General features: G+C 73.6%; 15 protein-coding genes. 6 read left to right on the forward strand and 9 right to left on the reverse strand.

Annotated elements, in window-relative coordinates:
• Complete coding sequence (locus ACBJ59_RS26350; protein ID WP_375112921.1) at window positions 1-1,197, forward strand: hypothetical protein; 1,197 nt, start codon at window positions 1-3, stop codon at window positions 1,195-1,197.
• Here ACBJ59_RS26350 and ACBJ59_RS26355 read toward each other — a convergent pair.
• From ACBJ59_RS26355 to ACBJ59_RS26365, 3 genes are all read right to left on the reverse strand, one after another.
• Window positions 1,194-2,039, reverse strand: a complete 846-nt coding sequence (locus ACBJ59_RS26355) for an alpha/beta hydrolase (protein WP_375112922.1) — start codon at window positions 2,037-2,039, stop codon at window positions 1,194-1,196. The two genes, ACBJ59_RS26350 and ACBJ59_RS26355, sit on opposite strands and share 4 nt — an antisense overlap.
• Window positions 2,040-2,163: 124 nt before the next feature.
• Window positions 2,164-2,703 (reverse strand): TetR/AcrR family transcriptional regulator, encoded by a 540-nt coding sequence (locus ACBJ59_RS26360; RefSeq protein ID WP_364119115.1) that lies wholly within the window; start codon window positions 2,701-2,703, stop codon window positions 2,164-2,166.
• Window positions 2,704-2,708: 5 nt separating this feature from the next.
• Window positions 2,709-3,293, reverse strand: a complete 585-nt coding sequence (locus ACBJ59_RS26365) for a LysE family translocator (RefSeq protein ID WP_375112923.1) — start codon at window positions 3,291-3,293, stop codon at window positions 2,709-2,711.
• Between the two features lie 102 nt (window positions 3,294-3,395).
• On the opposite strand from ACBJ59_RS26365, the gene ACBJ59_RS26370 reads away from it, so the two are divergent.
• On the forward strand, window positions 3,396-6,293 hold the full coding sequence (locus ACBJ59_RS26370) for an AAA family ATPase (protein ID WP_375112924.1): 2,898 nt from the start codon (window positions 3,396-3,398) through the stop codon (window positions 6,291-6,293).
• A gap of 22 nt (window positions 6,294-6,315) precedes the next feature.
• Here the strand turns inward: ACBJ59_RS26370 and ACBJ59_RS26375 are convergent, their stop codons facing one another.
• The 5 genes from ACBJ59_RS26375 to ACBJ59_RS26395 form a co-directional block, all read right to left on the reverse strand.
• On the reverse strand, window positions 6,316-6,504 hold the full coding sequence (locus ACBJ59_RS26375) for a hypothetical protein (RefSeq protein ID WP_375112925.1): 189 nt from the start codon (window positions 6,502-6,504) through the stop codon (window positions 6,316-6,318).
• A 219-nt stretch (window positions 6,505-6,723) separates the two neighbouring features.
• On the reverse strand, window positions 6,724-7,353 hold the full coding sequence (otnC, locus tag ACBJ59_RS26380; RefSeq protein WP_375112926.1) for a 3-oxo-tetronate 4-phosphate decarboxylase: 630 nt from the start codon (window positions 7,351-7,353) through the stop codon (window positions 6,724-6,726).
• A 31-nt stretch (window positions 7,354-7,384) separates the two neighbouring features.
• Window positions 7,385-8,617, reverse strand: a complete 1,233-nt coding sequence (gene otnK / locus ACBJ59_RS26385) for a 3-oxo-tetronate kinase (protein WP_375112927.1) — start codon at window positions 8,615-8,617, stop codon at window positions 7,385-7,387.
• Complete coding sequence (locus tag ACBJ59_RS26390) at window positions 8,614-8,811, reverse strand: hypothetical protein (RefSeq protein ID WP_375112928.1); 198 nt, start codon at window positions 8,809-8,811, stop codon at window positions 8,614-8,616. The genes otnK and ACBJ59_RS26390 overlap by 4 nt, the downstream gene beginning before the upstream one ends.
• 5 nt (window positions 8,812-8,816) lie before the next feature.
• A complete protein-coding gene (locus ACBJ59_RS26395) occupies window positions 8,817-9,992 on the reverse strand; it encodes a hypothetical protein (RefSeq protein ID WP_375112929.1) in 1,176 nt (391 codons plus the stop codon).
• A gap of 148 nt (window positions 9,993-10,140) precedes the next feature.
• On the opposite strand from ACBJ59_RS26395, the gene ACBJ59_RS26400 reads away from it, so the two are divergent.
• From ACBJ59_RS26400 to ACBJ59_RS26410, 3 genes are all read left to right on the forward strand, one after another.
• Window positions 10,141-11,289, forward strand: a complete 1,149-nt coding sequence (locus tag ACBJ59_RS26400) for a DUF418 domain-containing protein (RefSeq protein WP_375112930.1) — start codon at window positions 10,141-10,143, stop codon at window positions 11,287-11,289.
• A gap of 88 nt (window positions 11,290-11,377) precedes the next feature.
• Complete coding sequence (locus tag ACBJ59_RS26405; protein WP_375112931.1) at window positions 11,378-13,528, forward strand: hypothetical protein; 2,151 nt, start codon at window positions 11,378-11,380, stop codon at window positions 13,526-13,528.
• Between the two features lie 17 nt (window positions 13,529-13,545).
• Window positions 13,546-13,896, forward strand: a complete 351-nt coding sequence (locus tag ACBJ59_RS26410) for a hypothetical protein (RefSeq protein ID WP_375112932.1) — start codon at window positions 13,546-13,548, stop codon at window positions 13,894-13,896.
• 96 nt (window positions 13,897-13,992) lie between these two features.
• Here ACBJ59_RS26410 and ACBJ59_RS26415 read toward each other — a convergent pair whose 3' ends face one another.
• Window positions 13,993-15,087, reverse strand: a complete 1,095-nt coding sequence (locus ACBJ59_RS26415; protein ID WP_375112933.1) for a serine hydrolase domain-containing protein — start codon at window positions 15,085-15,087, stop codon at window positions 13,993-13,995.
• 136 nt (window positions 15,088-15,223) lie between these two features.
• Between ACBJ59_RS26415 and ACBJ59_RS26420 the strand changes: the two genes are divergently transcribed.
• Window positions 15,224-15,850 (forward strand): redoxin domain-containing protein, encoded by a 627-nt coding sequence (locus ACBJ59_RS26420; RefSeq protein ID WP_375112934.1) that lies wholly within the window; start codon window positions 15,224-15,226, stop codon window positions 15,848-15,850.
• Window positions 15,851-15,856 lie beyond the last annotated feature (6 nt).

The raw sequence follows: 15,856 nt of genomic DNA on the forward strand, positions 1-15,856 counted from the left end.
GTGGACAGTTCGGTGTACGTCTTCGTCGAGGACCTGCGCGGCGAGGGCGTCGAGCGGGTGCTCGACAGGATCAGCGGCTACGGCGTGTCGGGCGTCACCGTGGGCGCCGTGCACCACGCCTCCCGCGACGTCACCCCGCACGGGCTGTCCAGGCTGACCCTCCGTCACGACGGGGCCCACTTCGCCCCGCCGCCCGAGCTGTTCGACGGGCTCCGGCTCTCGCCCGTGCCCGGCTATCCGGACGCTCTCGACGGGCTGCGCGAGGCTTGCGCGAAGCGGTCGATGAAGCTGCACGGATGGACGGTTTTCCTGCGCAACGCCACGATCGGCACCGAACATCCGGACGTGACCGTACGCGACTGCTTCGGCGACCGCGGCTCGCTGACCGACCTGTGCCCGGCCCACCCCGACGTGCGCGACTACGCCGTCGCCCTGGCCAGGGCGGTGGCCAGGCTCGGCATGGACAGCGTGGTGGCCGAGTCGCTGCACTTCAGGCCGCTCAAGCCGCAGCGCTCGTTCGTGCCGCTGGGGCCGATGGACGCCTACCTGTTCGGGCTCTGCTTCTGCGACTACTGCATGCGCCGGGCCACCGACCTGGGCGTGAACGCCGAGGTGGCGCGCGACGAGTGCGCCAGGATCGTGGGCGGCGTGTTCGACGGTGACCCGCCGGCGCAGGGCGAGGTGACCAGGGCGGCGCTGACCGCGTACGCGGGGCCCGAGGTCGTGGCCTACGCCCGCGCGCGCTCCGAGACGGTCACCACGCTGGTGTCGGAGGTGTCCTCGGCGGTGGCCGAGGAGGGCTCCAAGCTGGTGTTCATCGACTCGACGGGGGCGGTCAAGGGCTACACCGACGGCCTGCCCACGCCCGGCCTGGCCGCGCACGACGCCTGGCAGCTCGGGGTGGACCTGGTGGCGCTCGGGGACCTCGTGCCCGCGTTCGGGGTGCTGGCCTACGCGCGTGACGCGGCGCGGGTGGCCGACGACGTGGGGGCCTACCTGCGGTCCGTGGGCAAGGACCGCGAGGTGCGGGCCGTGCTGCGGCCCGGCTATCCCGACAGCGACTCCGCCGACCGGCTGGTGGCCAAGGCGCGCGGCGCCAAGGCGGCCGGGGCGCTGGCGGTGGACTTCTACGCGTACGGGCTGGTGCCGCACCCGGTCCTCGACCGCATCCCGGCCGCGCTGGCGGAGGCGCTCTAGCTCAGGTTCCTGCGCATCACCTGCCACGGGCCGGAGCACAGCCCGCAGCCGGTGCCGACGAACATCGCCTTGGCCGCGGCGTCACCCTTGAGCTGCCACTTCAGCCAGGCCGCCCCGACCCGCCCGAACTCGCCGCCGTTGGGCTGGGAGTAGGTGCCGAAATGCCCCACGTCCAGGTTCCCCATGAACGCGGGCAGCCCCGCGGGCAGGCGGTTCCAGTCGTCGATCGCGTTCTCGTAGGCGATGTCGCCGGGCCCGCCGATGAAGTAGCCGATCGGCGCGTGCAGGCGGGAGAGCTGGATCTTGTCCGCCGCGCTCATGAAGCCGCTGTTCCAGATGCCGGTGGTGGTGACGCGCGGGTCGTCCGACACCTCGTACGCCTCCAGCCCGCCGCACGACTGCCCCATCACCGCGATCTTCGTGGTGTCGATGCGGCCACGGAGCCGGCTGGTGAGGCGGCTGTTCTCGGCGATCGCCCAGTCGATGGCGTCGAGCAGCATCTCCGCGTCGGTGGTGCCGGTGCCGCCGGGGCGCCCGTTGGCGATCACCAGGAAGCCGTGGGAGGCCAGTTCTTTGAGGAAGTTCTCGAACCAGGTGCCGTCGGCCCGGCAGGCGCCGTTGCCCCAGGCCACGATGGGGAGTCGCACGCCGGTGGGCAGGACCGCGGGCCGGTAGACGGTGTGGCGGGGCAGGCGCAGGGTGGTCTCGTAGTCGGCCGGATAGGGTCCGGAGCCTCCGGGGGCCGCGTGCGCGGGAGCGGCCGGCACGGTCAGGAGCGCGCCGGCCATCACGATCCCGGCGCCCGCCGTGACGAGGCGCCGGATGAGCTGCCCGAGCTTCATGAATCCTCCTGGGGGTCGGTCGACTCGGTGCCGCGACCTTCGCACAGGCGGTAGGGGCCATCAATGGCTCGACGCCAGAACTGGTGATATTACCGATGCCGACCGTCATGGAAACGGTCCAGCACTAGACGCCGTCCAGCAGGGCCGAGACCGACTCGACGGGGAAGTCGTCGCTCAGCCGCAGACCCCTGAAGACCGCCCGCATCCACACGGCCCCGGCCAGCAGGTCGACGATCAGCATCGGGTCCACGGACTCGTTGAGCTCGCCCCGGTGGACCGCGCGCTCGAAGATCTCCCGCTCCCTGGCGAACCGGTCGGCGAAGAAGCGCCGCGCGTCCAACTCGGGATGGCGTACGGCGGCCGCCAGCGCGGCCACGGCGATGTCGCTGGCGGGCGGCTCGGTCAGCAGCCGTTTGACGCCCTCGACCAGCGCGACCAGGTCGCCGCGCAGGCTCCCCGTGTCGGGCGCCTCGAAGCCGAGCACGTCGGACTCGACCAGCGCCGCCCCGAGGAGCGCGGCCTTCGACGGCCACCACCGGTAGATCGTCGTCTTGTTGACGCCCGAGCGCTCCGCGACCCCCTCGACGGTCAGCCCGTCGTAGCCCTTCTCGGCGACCAGCCGCAACGTCGCATCGAAGATCTCCTGCTGTTTCCTCGGGGCCATGGGGCTCATTTTCTCCCGGCGAACGCCGTGGCCACGCCCAGGCCGAGGTAGACGACGCCGCTCACGTACCGGAGGGTCCTGGTCCTGCCGTTGAGGCGGTGGCCGAGGGCGCCGGCGGTGAAGGCGTACAGGAGGTCCGAGAGCAGCCCCAGGAGGAGCAGCGTGAGGCCGAACACCGCCACCTGCGGCGCGGGCGAGCCCGCGGCCGGGTCCACGAACTGCGGCAGGAACGCCAGGAAGAACAGCGCCACCTTGGGGTTGAGCAGGTTGACCAGCACGCCTTCGAGGAACACCCTGCGCAGCGGCTGCGGGTCCGGCCGCCCGGCCTCGGCCTCCTTGCCGGTGAACGCGCGGATGCCCAGGTAGACGAGGTAGGCGACGCCGGCCCACTTGACGATCGCGAACAGCGTCGCCGACTGCGAGATCACGTACGACAGGCCCGCGGCGGCGGCCGCGATGTGCACGAGCGTGCCGAACTCCACGCCGAACGCGCTGGCCAGGCCCGCTGCCCGGCCCTGTGCGAGCGCTCTGGCGGTGATGTAGAGGTGGTTCGGCCCGGGGATGAGCACCAGGGCCAGCGACGCCGTCACGAAGAGGACGAAAGTGGTAGGAGGTATCACGAAAGAGCAGCGTAGGATGGCTTTGGTATGTCGAAGGAGGCCAATCTTGGGCCGATTTGTCGGACCAATCGAATGTCGGCGGGGCGTGGCATAGTTTCTGGCGTGAACGGTCTTCTCGTCGGGCGCTCCTCTGAGCTGGCCAGGCTCGCGCGTGTGCTCCAGTCCGCCGCCGACGGCGTGGCCGGGGTGGCGCTCGTCGGCGGGGATGCCGGGATCGGCAAGACCCGGCTGATCACCGAGCTGGCCGCCGAGGCCCGCGAGCGCGGCTTCAACGTGCTGGTCGGCCAGTGCGCCGAGCTCGGTGACGCGCTGCCCTACCTGCCGCTGGCCGACGCGCTGCGCGGCGCGGAGCCGGGCGTGCGCGAGGCCGCCGCCGCCCATCCCATGCTCGGCCAGCTGCTGCCGGGCACGGAGAGCGCGCCCTCGACCGGGCTCACCCAGCAGCGGCTGTTCGGCTCGCTGCTCGGGCTGCTCGCCGACGTGCAGCCGGTGCTGTTCGTGATCGAGGACCTGCACTGGGCCGACCGCTCCACCCGCGACCTGCTGGTCTTCCTCAGCCGCATGGTGCAGACCGAGCGCGTCTGCGTCGTCGGCACCTACCGCACCGACGACCTGCACCGCCGCCATCCGCTGCGGTCCGTGCTGGCCGAGCTGAAGCGCCTGCCCACGGTGACGAACGTGGAGCTGGGGCCGCTGGGCTCCGGCGAGATGTCCGACTACGTCGCCACCCTGGGCGAGGTGGACGCCCAGGAGCTCGGCCTCATCGTCTCCCGCGCCGACGGCAACCCGTTCTACGCGGAGGAGCTGTTCGCGGCCATGGCCGAGGGCGACAGCCTGCCCGACGGGCTGGCCAGCCTGCTGATGTCCAGAGTCGAGGTGCTGTCGGAGGCCGGGCAGCGGGTGCTGCGGGCCGCCGCCGTGGCCGGCCGGCGGGTGGAGGACGAGCTGCTGCGGGAGGTGTCGGGGCTGCCGCTGGCGGAGTTCGAGGAGGCGGTCAGGGAGATCGTCTCGCGCGGCCTGCTCAGGGTCCACGGCTACGGCTACGCCTTCCGCCACGCGCTGCTGCAGGAGGCCGTCTACACCGACCTGCTGCCCGGCGAGCGCACCAGGCTGCACGCCGCCTTCGCCCGCCTGCTCAGCTCGCCGGCCGAGCTGGCGCACCACTATCTCGCGGGCCACGACCTGGCCGGCGCGCTGGCGGCCTCGGTCGAGGCGGGCCGGGAGGCCGAGCGGGTCGGGGCGCCCGCCGAGGCCCACAGACACTACGACCGGGCGCTCGGCCTGTGGGACCGGGTGGACGACGCGGCCCGGCTGGCCGGGGAGGGCCGGGCCGAGCTGGCCTTCCGCAGCGCGGTCATGGCCGCCGACAGCGGTGACAACCACCGGGCGGTGGTCCAGCTCCGCGCGCTGCCGCAGACGTCCGAGGTGAGCGAGCGGCTCGCCTACTACCTGTCCGAGATGGACGACCGGCCCGGCGCGGTCGCGGCGGCCGAGCGGGCCGTCGAGAGCGCCGGCGACCAGGTCGCGCTCGCCCGCGCCCTGGCCACCTATGCCCGCGCGCTGCTGTGGACGGCGCGGCACCAGGACGTGGAGGCCATGTGCGCGCGGGCCCTGGAGACCGCCCGCGCGGCCGGCGCCAGGGACGCCGAGGTGGGCGCCCTGCTCACGCTGGCCACCTTCGTCGAGCACCGGGGCGACGTGGCCAGGGCTCACGAGCTGGTCGAGACGGCCATGGCCGAGCCCTCCGGAGACCTGGCCATGGATCTGCGGGCCCGCTTCCACCATGCCCGCATCCACCACGAGCAGGGCCTGCTGACCCAGGCCGCCGAGGTGGCCGACGACGGCATCCGCATGGCGCTCGGCAACGGGCTCAAGTGGAGCACCTACGGCACCGACCTGCGATTCCTGCGCTTCCTCATCCACTACGTGGCCGGCGAGTGGGACCAGGCCGAGTCGGTGGCGGCTGGCTTCGGAGCGCGAGTGGGCACGCTGCAGGAGGCGACCCTGTCGTCGTTCGCCCTGTTCATCGAGGTCGCCCGTGACCTGCCGGCGGTCGAGGGGCGGCTGAGCTGGCTGCGCCCCTTCTGGTCCGACGAGCTGGCCGTCTACATGTCCAGGGGTCTGGCGGCCGAGCATTCCCTGTGGCACGGCGATCCGGCGGGGGCGCTCGACCACGTGCGCGCGGCTCTGGCGCCGCTGATCGAGGGCGACGTCGGCGTGCTGCGGCCGACCGCCATCGGGCTGTGGGCGCTGGCCGAGCTGGGCACCACCGAGGGGGCCGACGAGCTGCTCGCCCGCGCCCGGCTCGCGGTCGAGGCCGGGCCCATGGGCCAGGGCGGGCACATGGGTCCCGAGGGGCGGGCCTGGGCGCTGCGGGTGGAGGCCGAGTGGCAGCGCGTGCACGGGCGGCTCGACGTGGAGCTGTGGCGGCGGGTGGTCGAGGCGTTCGACTTCGGGTTCGTCTACGAGACGGCGCGGGCCCGGTGGCGGCTGGCCGAGGCGCTGCTCGTGGCCGGCGACCGGGAGGCGGCGCAGGCGGAGTGGGAGCTGGCCAGGGAGACGGCGGGCAAGCTGCGGGCGGTGCCGCTGGAGAGCGCGCTGCAGGACTTCGGGCGGCGGGCCCGGTTCGCCGGGGTCGGTGGCATGAGTGGTGGCGCCGGTGGTGGCCGGCAGGGCGGCGGGCAGGGCGGTGCACAGAGCGGTGGACGGGGTGGCGGGCAGAGCGGCGGGCAGAGCGGTGGACAGGGTGGCGGGCTGAGCGGCGGGCACGGTGACGGCGGGCTGACGGCGCGGGAGGTCGAGGTGCTGCGGCTGGTCGCGGAGGGGCTGACCAACCGGGAGATCGCGGAGCGGCTGTTCATCGCGCAGAAGACGGTGAGCGTGCACGTGTCCAACATCCTGGGCAAGCTGTCGGTCTCCACCCGTACCCAGGCCGCCGCCGCGGCCCGGCAGCGGGGGTTGCTCGGATAGCGGGGCGCCGGGCCTGGCGGGGTCAGGAGGCGGCGCCGCCGGCCAGGAGCGGGGCGACGTCCAGTCGCTGCTTCAGGTAGCCGAACTCGAGCATGAGGTCCGCCACGCGCTGCACCCGTACGGGGTCGACGGAGGTGGAGAAGCCGCCGAGCTTCATCGTGGCGGCCGTGGCGGCGTCGATCTTCGTGTACTCGCCGAGCGCGGCGGCCACCTCGGCCGGGTTCGAGACGGCCGGCTCCGTGGCCTTGCGCAGGGCCCGCTGGAAGGCCGCGACGACCTTCGAGCTCTGCTGGGCGAAGGTCTCGGTGGTGAGGCACCTGGAGGAACGGCTCGGGCAGGAACAAGCCTCCTCCGCAAGGCGGAGGAGGCCGGCCGCGCCGAGGTCTCCAAAAATCCAACCGAGACGGCGAATATGGAGCCAGCGTTACGATCAGCTATTGCCTGGGCGAGGGCCGAGTGCCCGGCGTTGCTCGGGGGTGAGCGGGCGCGTGGGCAGCCCTTGCAGGAGGAGGAAGAGCTTGGCCGTCTCCTCCAGCTCCTCGATGGCGTCCAGCGCCGCGCCGAGGCTCGCCCCGGCGACGATGGGGCCGTGGTTGCTGAGCAGCAGGGCCGAGTGCGTGCGTGCCATCTCCTCGGCGGCCGGTTCCAGGCGCTGGTCGCCGGGCGCGAAGTACGGCAGCAGCGGCAGCCGGCCCACGCGCATCGCGAAGTAGGCGGTCAGCGGTGGCAGGGCGTCGTCCGGGTCGAGGCCGTCCATGCAGGACACGGCGGCGGCGTACGTGGAGTGCGTGTGCACGACGGCGTTCGCCGCGGGCCTGGCGCGCAGGAGGGCGGCGTGCAGGAACGCCTCCTTGGACGGCTTGGGGCCGCCCACGTGGGCGCCGCTCCGGTCGATCAGCGACAGCTCGTCGGCCTCGACGGTGCCCAGGCTCGACCCGGTCGGAGTGACGAGGATGTGTTCGCCGACGCGTACGGACAGGTTGCCGGTGCTGCCGTGGGTGAGGCCGCGCCCGAACAGCGACCGCGCGGCGGCGATGATCGCGTCGCGTTCCCCGTTCATCGCGAGACCGCCGGCAGTCGGGGTGCGCCGTTCATCGGGAGGCCTCCAGCAGCAGGTCGGGCTCGCCGAAGTTGCCGGACTTCAGCAGCAGCGCGAGGCCGGACGGGGTGAGGATCCACGGCACGCCCCGCGCCGCCTCCGCCCCGATCACGCCGCCGGGCACGCCGAGCGCGCTGACGACGGCGCCCGAGGTCTCGCCGCCGGCCGAGATCACGCGGGTGACGCCGCGCTCGACCAGCCCGCGCGCGATCCGGCCGGTGGCCGACTCCAGGATGGCGGCCGACCGCTCGGTGCCCAGGGCCTCCTGTACGCGGCGCAGCGCCCCCGGCTCCAGCGACGAGTAGATCAAGGGGGCTCCCGCCGTCCCGTCCAGGGCGTCGTACCAGGCCAGGGCCTTCCTGGCGAGCGACTCCTCATCCTGGTCGGCCAGCGCGTCGAGCCGGTGGGCCGGCCTGCCCGCCTGGACCATGGCGTCGACCTGCTGGAGCGTACGGGCCGAGCAGCTTCCCGCCAGCACGGCGGCGGACCCGGCCGGCTCGGGGGCGGGCGCGTCGCCGTGGCCCGTCCGCGCGCGGGCCGCGGCCAGCCCGCCGGCCAGCCCGGCCGCCCCGGCCACCAGCGGCGCCTCGGCCAGCGCCCGGCCGGCCTCCGCCAGGTCGGTGTCGTCCAGGGCGTCCACCAGCGCGTACCGGACGCCCTGCGCGCGCAACTCGGCCAGGCGCGGGCCGATCGCCTGCCCGCGTACCTGGGCCAGCGTCACGACCCCCGCCCGGTACGCGCTCTGCCCCTCCAGCACGCGCGGCAGGTACGAGTCGGTCATCGGGGTGAGCGGGTGGTGGCGCATGTGCGACTCGCCGAGCAGCACGTCGCCGACGAAGAGGTAGCCGTTGTACTGCGTACGGCCGTGCTCCGGCGAGCTCGGGGTCATGGCGACGACGGGCGCGTCCATGGCGTCGGCCAGCGCGTCGAGGACCGGGCCGATGTTGCCGTCGGGGGTGGAGTCGAAGGTGGAGCAGTATTTGAAGTAGACCTGCCGGGCGGCGCCGTTCGCCCGGAGCCAGTGCAGCGCTTCGAGGGACCGGGCCACGGCGTCGGCCCTGGGGATCGTACGGGTCTTGAGGGCGATGACGACGGCGTCGTGCTCGGGGAGCTCGGTGCCCTGCGGCGGGAGCCCGAAGTACAGCATGGTGCGCAGGCCGCGTCGGCGCAGGGCCACGGCGACGTCGGTCGCGCCGGTGACGTCGTCCGCGATGGCGCCGATCATCGGCCCCCCTCGCGCTCGGCCCGGGTCCGGTAACAGTCGAACATGACGCCGACGCTACCGGTGCCGGGCCACCTCGACGGCGACGGGCCGGCTCGGGGAGCCGGCCCGCCCTCGTTGAGCAGGCTGGTGTTGAACTCGCCGGTGTTCCACTCGACGGTGGCCGCCCCCGTGCTGTCGCCGAAGTCGCCGGCCACGCAGCTCAGCTCGTGATGGTCTGGTCGCGCAGGAGGAAGTAGCTCGCCAGGTCGGTCTGCAGGTACGCGTGGAAGTTCGAGGCCTTGGACTGGGCCGACTTGTCGGCGGTGACGATCGTGACGACCACGTACTTCTTGGACGCTCCCGAACGGATCTTGCCGTAGACGTAGCTGGCGTGCGCCTTGTCCTGGCGCCACTTGACCGCGTCGGACGACAGCTTCGCCAGGCGGTCGGCCGTCGTCTTGGCGGCCTTGTCGGTCGGGAACGACATCATGACCTGGACCGCCTTGAGATGCCCGCTGTAGGCCGAGTAGGCGACCTGGATGGCGCGCTGGCAGTTGTTCTTGGCCAGCAGGCCCTGGCCGTCCACCGGGTCGCAGGAGTCGTAGGTCCAGCCGCCCACCTTGTTCGCGTTGAACTTGACGCCGCCCAGGGCGAACTTCCAGTCGTCGAACTCGTCGTCCGTGATCGGCGAGCCGGGCTGGGCCCGCTTCGAGGTCGGCAGGGTGTCGGTGGGGGTCGTGGAGGGTTCGGGGGTCGGTGAGTCCGTCGGCTCCTCGGGGGCGGGCGAGGACGGGGGCGAGGTGGTGGGGGCGGTGCTGGGCAGGGCGACGTTGGGGGCTGGGCCCGGGGAGCGCAGGTAGAAGTACGCGCCCACCCCGCCGCCGCCCAGGAGCAGCACGGCCAGGCCGACCACCAGGCCGATGATCAGGGCGTTGTTGTTCTTGGGCGGGGGCTGGGGGGCGTAGCCGGGCTGCGGGAACGGGCCGCCCGGGTGGTTCCCGTACGGTGGCGCGCCCTGCCCGGGACCGGGCTGGCCGTATCCGGGCTGACCGTATCCTGGCTGACCGTGTGCGGGCTGGCCGTATGTGGGTTGCCCGTATGCGCCCTGCCCGTACGGCTGGCCGGGGGCCGGCTGTTGCTGCTGCGTGGGGCCCTGGGGGTGGCCGTACCCCGGCTGCTGGGAATTCGGGCCCTGGGGCTGTCCGTAGCCGGGTTGCTGGGGGGTCGGGGCCTGGGGCTGGCCGCCGTAGGGCGGGCCCTGGGGCGGGCCGTAGCCCTGGGGTGCCGCCTGGCCTTGGGGAGGGCCGTACCCTTGCGGCGCTCCCTGGCCTTGCTGGCCGCCCCAGGGTCCAGGCTGGTGGGGCTGGGGTGGCGGAGGCTGCGGAGGGTATGCCATCCCACCATTGTGGTGCAGTCCCCTACCTTCTGCCCCAACTACCCCACCAATTGCCATATGCGGTCAGCGGACACGGTGATGCTTAGGTCGCCCCGGAGGAGACCAAGGTCTGATGCCCGGGGGAGTGCACGTTCGTAGCTTCGGATCCATGACGGAACTGCGCACACCGGCCGGCAGCCGCGTCCACGAGATCGACGTGGTGCGTGGGTTCGCCCTGGCGGGCATCCTGGTCGCGAACATCGGCTTCTTCGCCGACCCCGGCTACGCCCTGGCCGGCAGCATGCCCATCCAGGAGGGGCCGGTGGCCTCGGCGATCACGGCGTTCGTGCTGACGAAGTTCTACATCATCTTCTCGTTCCTGTTCGGCTACTCGTTCACGCTGCAGATGCGCTCGGCGGAGCGGGCCGGCGCGAGCGTGACGGCCAGGACGGTGCGCAGGTGCCTGGGGCTCTTCGTGATCGGCGTCGTGCACGGGATCCTGCTGTGGGTCGGCGACATCCTCACCCTGTACGCCGTGCTCGGCTTGATCCTGCTCACGCTGCGCAATGTCAGCCCGAAGCGGGCCGTGGCCATCGGGTCGGTCATCGTCGGCGTGCTGACCCTGCTGATGGCCGCGCTGGCCTGGCTGTCCACGCTCGACCCGACGGCCGGGCAGGCCCCCGCGGCCGATCCCGTGGCGGCGGCGCGGGCGCTGGCCCTGGCCACCGGCGGGCCGCTGGACGTCCTGACCCTGCAACTGGAGCTCTATCCGCCGCTGGTGGGAATGATCTGGCTGTTCCAGGGGCCGACGGCGCTGGCGATGTTCCTGTTCGGGCTGGCGGCGGGCAAGTCCAGGCTGCTGGAGGAGCCCGAGCGGTGGTCGCGGCTGCTGCCGCGGATCCAGTGGATCGGTTTCGGGTTCGGCGTGCCCGGCGGGATCCTGCTCGCCGTGACCGCCGACGACGCCGGTCCGGGCGAGCTGGTGGGCCTGGCCGTGAACAACGTCACCTCGATCCTGCTGGCCGCCGCGTACGTGGCCACCCTGCTCCGGGTGATCCGCCGCCACCCCGCCGTCGGTCGCGCGCTGGCACCGGCCGGGCGGGTGGCGGCCTCCAACTACGTCGGTCAGTCGGTGCTGGCCTGCCTGGTCTTCACCGGGTACGGCCTGGCGCTGGCCGGTGAGCTGCCGCCGATCGCCGTGATGGGGGTGGCCCTGGTGATCTATACCGTCCTGCTCCGGCTCAGCGCCCGCTGGCTGCGTACCCACCGCTACGGCCCCATCGAAGCCGTCCTGCGCCGCGTCACGAACGGGGGATGAGCCGGCACGTATTTGGACCTGTACGCCGCCCCTCTACGAGAGCACGATCCTCAGGTAACGGGACCGAGCCTGGCAGGAGGGAGCAGCCGTGCCGGTGACCTGGGGAGCCGTACGAGGGCGAGTCGTCTTCGACAGCTCCCATCACGATGTGCTGGAGCGGCGGTCGTCCGGGTTCTCCTGGACCGGCACCCGCTCCCTGCTGCTGACCGACCACCCCGCCGTGTACGTGCACGACACGGGCGGGCTCGGCAACCCGGTCGTCACCGCGCTGGATCCGGCGGCCGACCCCGAGGTCACGATCGAGCTGGTCGACGGCAGCACCAGGCTCGTCGCCGACCTCCGCCTGCCGGGCGGCCGGACGGTCGAGCTCGTCACCACCACCGAACTGCCGCCGCCCGTGCTCGCCGCACTGACCGGCCTGCGCGGCCGGCTGATGCCGGGCGCCGAGGCGACGGACTTCATCAGCCCGTGCGCGATCTCGATCACCCCACGGTACGAGTCGGAGCCCGACCGGTCCGCGGCCGGCGAGGAGGAGGCCGCCCCGGCGGAGCTGGCCGCGTACGTCGTGATCGCGGGAGGCCGCCTGCAGCTGCGCAGCCGCGGCCGGATCCCCCTGGAGTGGCCCGTCAACCGGGTCAACGTGACACCCGCCGGGCCGAGCGCGGTCGAGCTGCGGGGCGGCGCCCTGCTCGGCGGGCATTTCCTCACCGGTGCGACCCTGCACCTCGTCACCCCCGAGGTGCGCAAGGCGTTCCTCACCGTCGTGGGGGCGGCGGAACCGGGGTCGCGCACGGTGGGCACCTCGGCGCCGGTCTCGCTGCGCGGGCTGGGCGGCGCGGGGACGATCAAGGCGGACTGCGTGCTGAGCGAGCACGCCCTGGAGTTCCAGGCACCGGACACGCAGCGCGTTCTCGCCCGCTTCGACCTCGGCGACCGGCAGTTGCGCATCGCCGGGACCGCCGAGCGGTTCGTCGTGTTCAGCCCGGCACACGGGCCCGTGACGGTGGAGTGCGCCTCCGAGGTGTTCGGGCGCCGGCTGCACCAGAACGCGGAGCTGCGGGCAGCCGCCGGGCGCACGCTCGGCTCGGGGGTGCTGCCCGCCGAGCTGGCCGACGGGCGGCCGGTCGCGTGCGCGTTCGCGCCCGACGGCATGCGGGTGAAGGGCAGCGGGGTCAACGTCCGGATCCCGTACGAGGCGATCAGGAGCGTCGAGGGGCGGCCGGAGCCGCGGCGGGCGGAGCTGCGGCTGACCAGCGAGCGTACCGACCTCAGGGTCGTCGCCCAGCCCGAGCTCGTGCAGGCGCTGCACACCGAGGTCAGGGCGTGGGCCAACGCGTGCGCGGGCGCGGCGCAGGTGCCCGGCATGTTGCGGGCCGCCGTCGGGCTGGAGGAGGACTACCTGCTCTACACCGTGTTCGGCCCGTTCTACGAGCTGCACGCGGCGCTGCTCGGCGACGCCGGCGCGGACGGCCTGTCCGAGCCCGTCACGCTGCCGGGGAGCGGCGACGAACGCGCCCGCGTCGCCGCCGTGCTGCAGGTCGGGTTGGGAGAGCTGCAGTCGCACCTCGACCAGGTCGTCTCCGTGTTGCCGGCCTTCCTGCGGCACCGGGACGCGCTGCTCCTCGCGGCGGTCACCGGCGGCGCCGAGCCGGGCTGGCTGAAGGCGGGGGAGCCGAAGCTGCGGGCCGCGCTCGCCCCGGCGCAGCGGGCCGCCGCCGAGACCGGGCAGCTCGCCGTGCAGCTCTCCCGCGTGATGGACCTCGACCCCGACGCGCTGCCCAAGGTCAGCTACGCGGGGGCGGCGCTGTCGCTCGGGGCCGCGGCGCTGCTGAACCCGGTGTTCGCGGTGTCGGGCATCTCCCAGGCGTACTCGTCGCACGCCCAGGGCGAGCAGCGCAAGGCGCAGGTGACCGCACAGTCGGAGCGCGGGTGGGCGATGGTGCTGGACCGCTGGAACGCGCTGGTCTCCACCTCGCTGCCGGTGCTCGCGTACGTGCTGACCGAGAACGTGTTCGGCCTGCGCTGGGAGACCGCGCGGCGCATCGCCCAGGAGCTCGCCGCCGCCCCGGAGGCCGCGCGGCCGCCGGCGCTGCGCGCGGTGGCCCGCCGTCTGGCCGTCCTGGACGTGATGCGCCGCTACCCGGGCGGGTCCGGGGTGCGGCTGCGGCGCGGCGAGATCGCCGACCACCTGCGGGCCGCCCGCGAGGCCGTACGGACGCCGCGCTTCCTCGACTTCTGATACCGGAGGCCCTGCTCATGGCGCTCTTCACCAGTCAGTTCGATCGGGTTCGCGAGGAGTCGCGGGCCTATGCCGGGGAGGCGTCGGAGACCCGGTTCCGGGTCCCGGCCGCCGTCGCCGTGGCGGGCGGGGCCGCCCTCGTGACCGCCACCGACCCGACGGCGACCGAGAGCGGTGGGTGGGGGGAGGGATGGGACCAGGGGTGGGACGCTGGGGCGGGTGCGGCGGCCGGGCCCGGGGCCGAGCCGGTCCTGGACGACGGCGGTGGCGCGTGGTCGCACCACGGGGACTACACGGGCGCATCAGTTGGCGGGGACGGCGACTTCTTCTACTTCATCGACGGCGACAGCAGCCTGACCATCGGCTGAGCCCGGACGGGGACGGCGGCTGGCGCTGAGCGGGACGGCGGCCGGGCTGCCTCCCCCGGCTCTGGACGGGATGGCGGCTCGATCGTCGGGTGACGGCTACGCGGCGCCGGCGATGAGGGCGGCGATCGTCTGCGCGGTGCCGAAGTCGGCGGCCAGCCGGTTCTTGGTCACCGCGAACGCCACCCCGGTGGCGGTGTCGGCGCCGGCGTAGCTGCCGCCGCTGCCCGCCCAGCCGAACACCGTCGGGGTGTCGTCCGGATCCGTGCCCAGACGGCCGACGGCGTAGCCGTTCGACAGCACCGCCCGGTTGCCGAACACCCGGTCCACGCCGTCCACGACCGGCGCGGTCACCTCGCGGAGCCGGTCGGGCGAGATCAGCCGTACCCCGTCCACCGGGCCGAGGAGCGCCGCGTACATGCGGGCCGCGGCGCGGGCGGTGAGCTGCCCACCCGCGGGGATCGCCGCCGACGGCACATCGGCGCGGTTGCCGAAGGCCGCCGTCGGCCGCACGCCCCGCGGCGCGACCGCGAGGGCCGGGGAGCCCTCGGGCGCCTCGGCGAAGCCGGGCACGTCCTCCAGCCGCGCGAGCCGGCCCAGCTCGGCCTCCGGCACCCCGAGGAACAGCTCGCCCGCCACCCCCAGCGGGGCGGCGACCTCCTCCCTGAGCACCTGGGAGACCGGCGTGCCGGTGACCCGGCGGACGATCTCGCCGACGATGTGGCCGAAGGTGTAGGAGTGGTAGCCGGTCGCCGTGCCCGGCTCCCACCACGGCCGGGCGGCGGCGATCAGCGCGCACGTCTTCTCCCAGTCGCACAGGTCCTCCGGGGTGAGGTCCGCCGGCAGCCCCGGCACGCCCGTCGAGTGCGTGAGCGCGTCCCGTACCGTGGCCGTGTCCTTGCCGTGCGCCCCGAACTCCGGCCAGATCCGCGCGATCGGCGTGTCGTAGCCGAGGGCGCCGCGCTCGGCGAGCACGTGTACGACGGTCGCCGTCAGCCCCTTGCCCGCCGAGAAGGCGTGGAACGGGGTTCCCGGGGTGACCGGCCGGCCGGTGGCGGGGTCGGCGAGCCCGGCCACGACGTCGGCGACCAGCTCGCCGTGCCGGTAGACGGCGATCTGCAGGCCCCGCTCTGCCCCGGAACGCACCAGTTCGTCGGCCACGTCCTGGAGCCGCCCCTGCAAGCCGTTCACCATGGTGCCCTCCTCAGCTGTCGCGTCCCTTGAGTAGACCGCCGCGGCGGACGGGAGTCATCGCCTCTCCCGAGGTTGTTGTCACCGGCTCGTAAGAACTCGCGGGGGAGATCGCTCTACGCTCGGCGGTATGACAGGTATGAGGTCGATTCGAGCGGCTGCCATGCTGGTGGCGGGGGTCTTATTGGTCGCCGCGTGCGGTGGCGCGGGACAGGGCGTCGCCGGGGAGGCCACCGCCGGGCAGGAGGGAGCCTCTGGCGCGGCCTCGCCACCCGCCTCCTCCCCACCTTCCTCCCCACCTTCCTCCGCATCGGCGTCGCCGTCATCGGGGACGGCGAGCGCGGCCGCCGTGGTGCCCGCCGCGCTGAAGTTCTCCGCGAAGACGCTGGACGGCCAGGGGTTCGAGGGGGCGAGCCTGGCGGGTCGGCCGGTGGTCTTCTGGTTCTGGGCGCCCTGGTGCCCGAAGTGCCGCTCGGAGGCGCCCGCGGTGAAGGCCGCCGCCGCCCGATACGGTGAGGTGGCGTTCGTCGGCGTGGCGGGGCTGGACACCGAGCCGGCGATGAAGGAGTTCGTCCAGACCACCGGGACCGGCGGCGGCGGCATCGTGCACCTGTCCGACGCCAAGGGCGCGGTGTGGACGAAGCTGGGCGTCAGCGCACAGTCCACGTTCGTGTTCATGAAGCCGGACGGCTCCACGCGGAAGGCCACGGGTCCGCTCGATCAGGCCAAGCTGGACGAGTACCTCCGCGCGCTCCTCGGCCGATAGCGCAGC

The organism is Nonomuraea sp. MTCD27 (genome assembly GCF_041950495.1).
In the GTDB taxonomy this organism is placed as follows: domain Bacteria; phylum Actinomycetota; class Actinomycetes; order Streptosporangiales; family Streptosporangiaceae; genus Nonomuraea.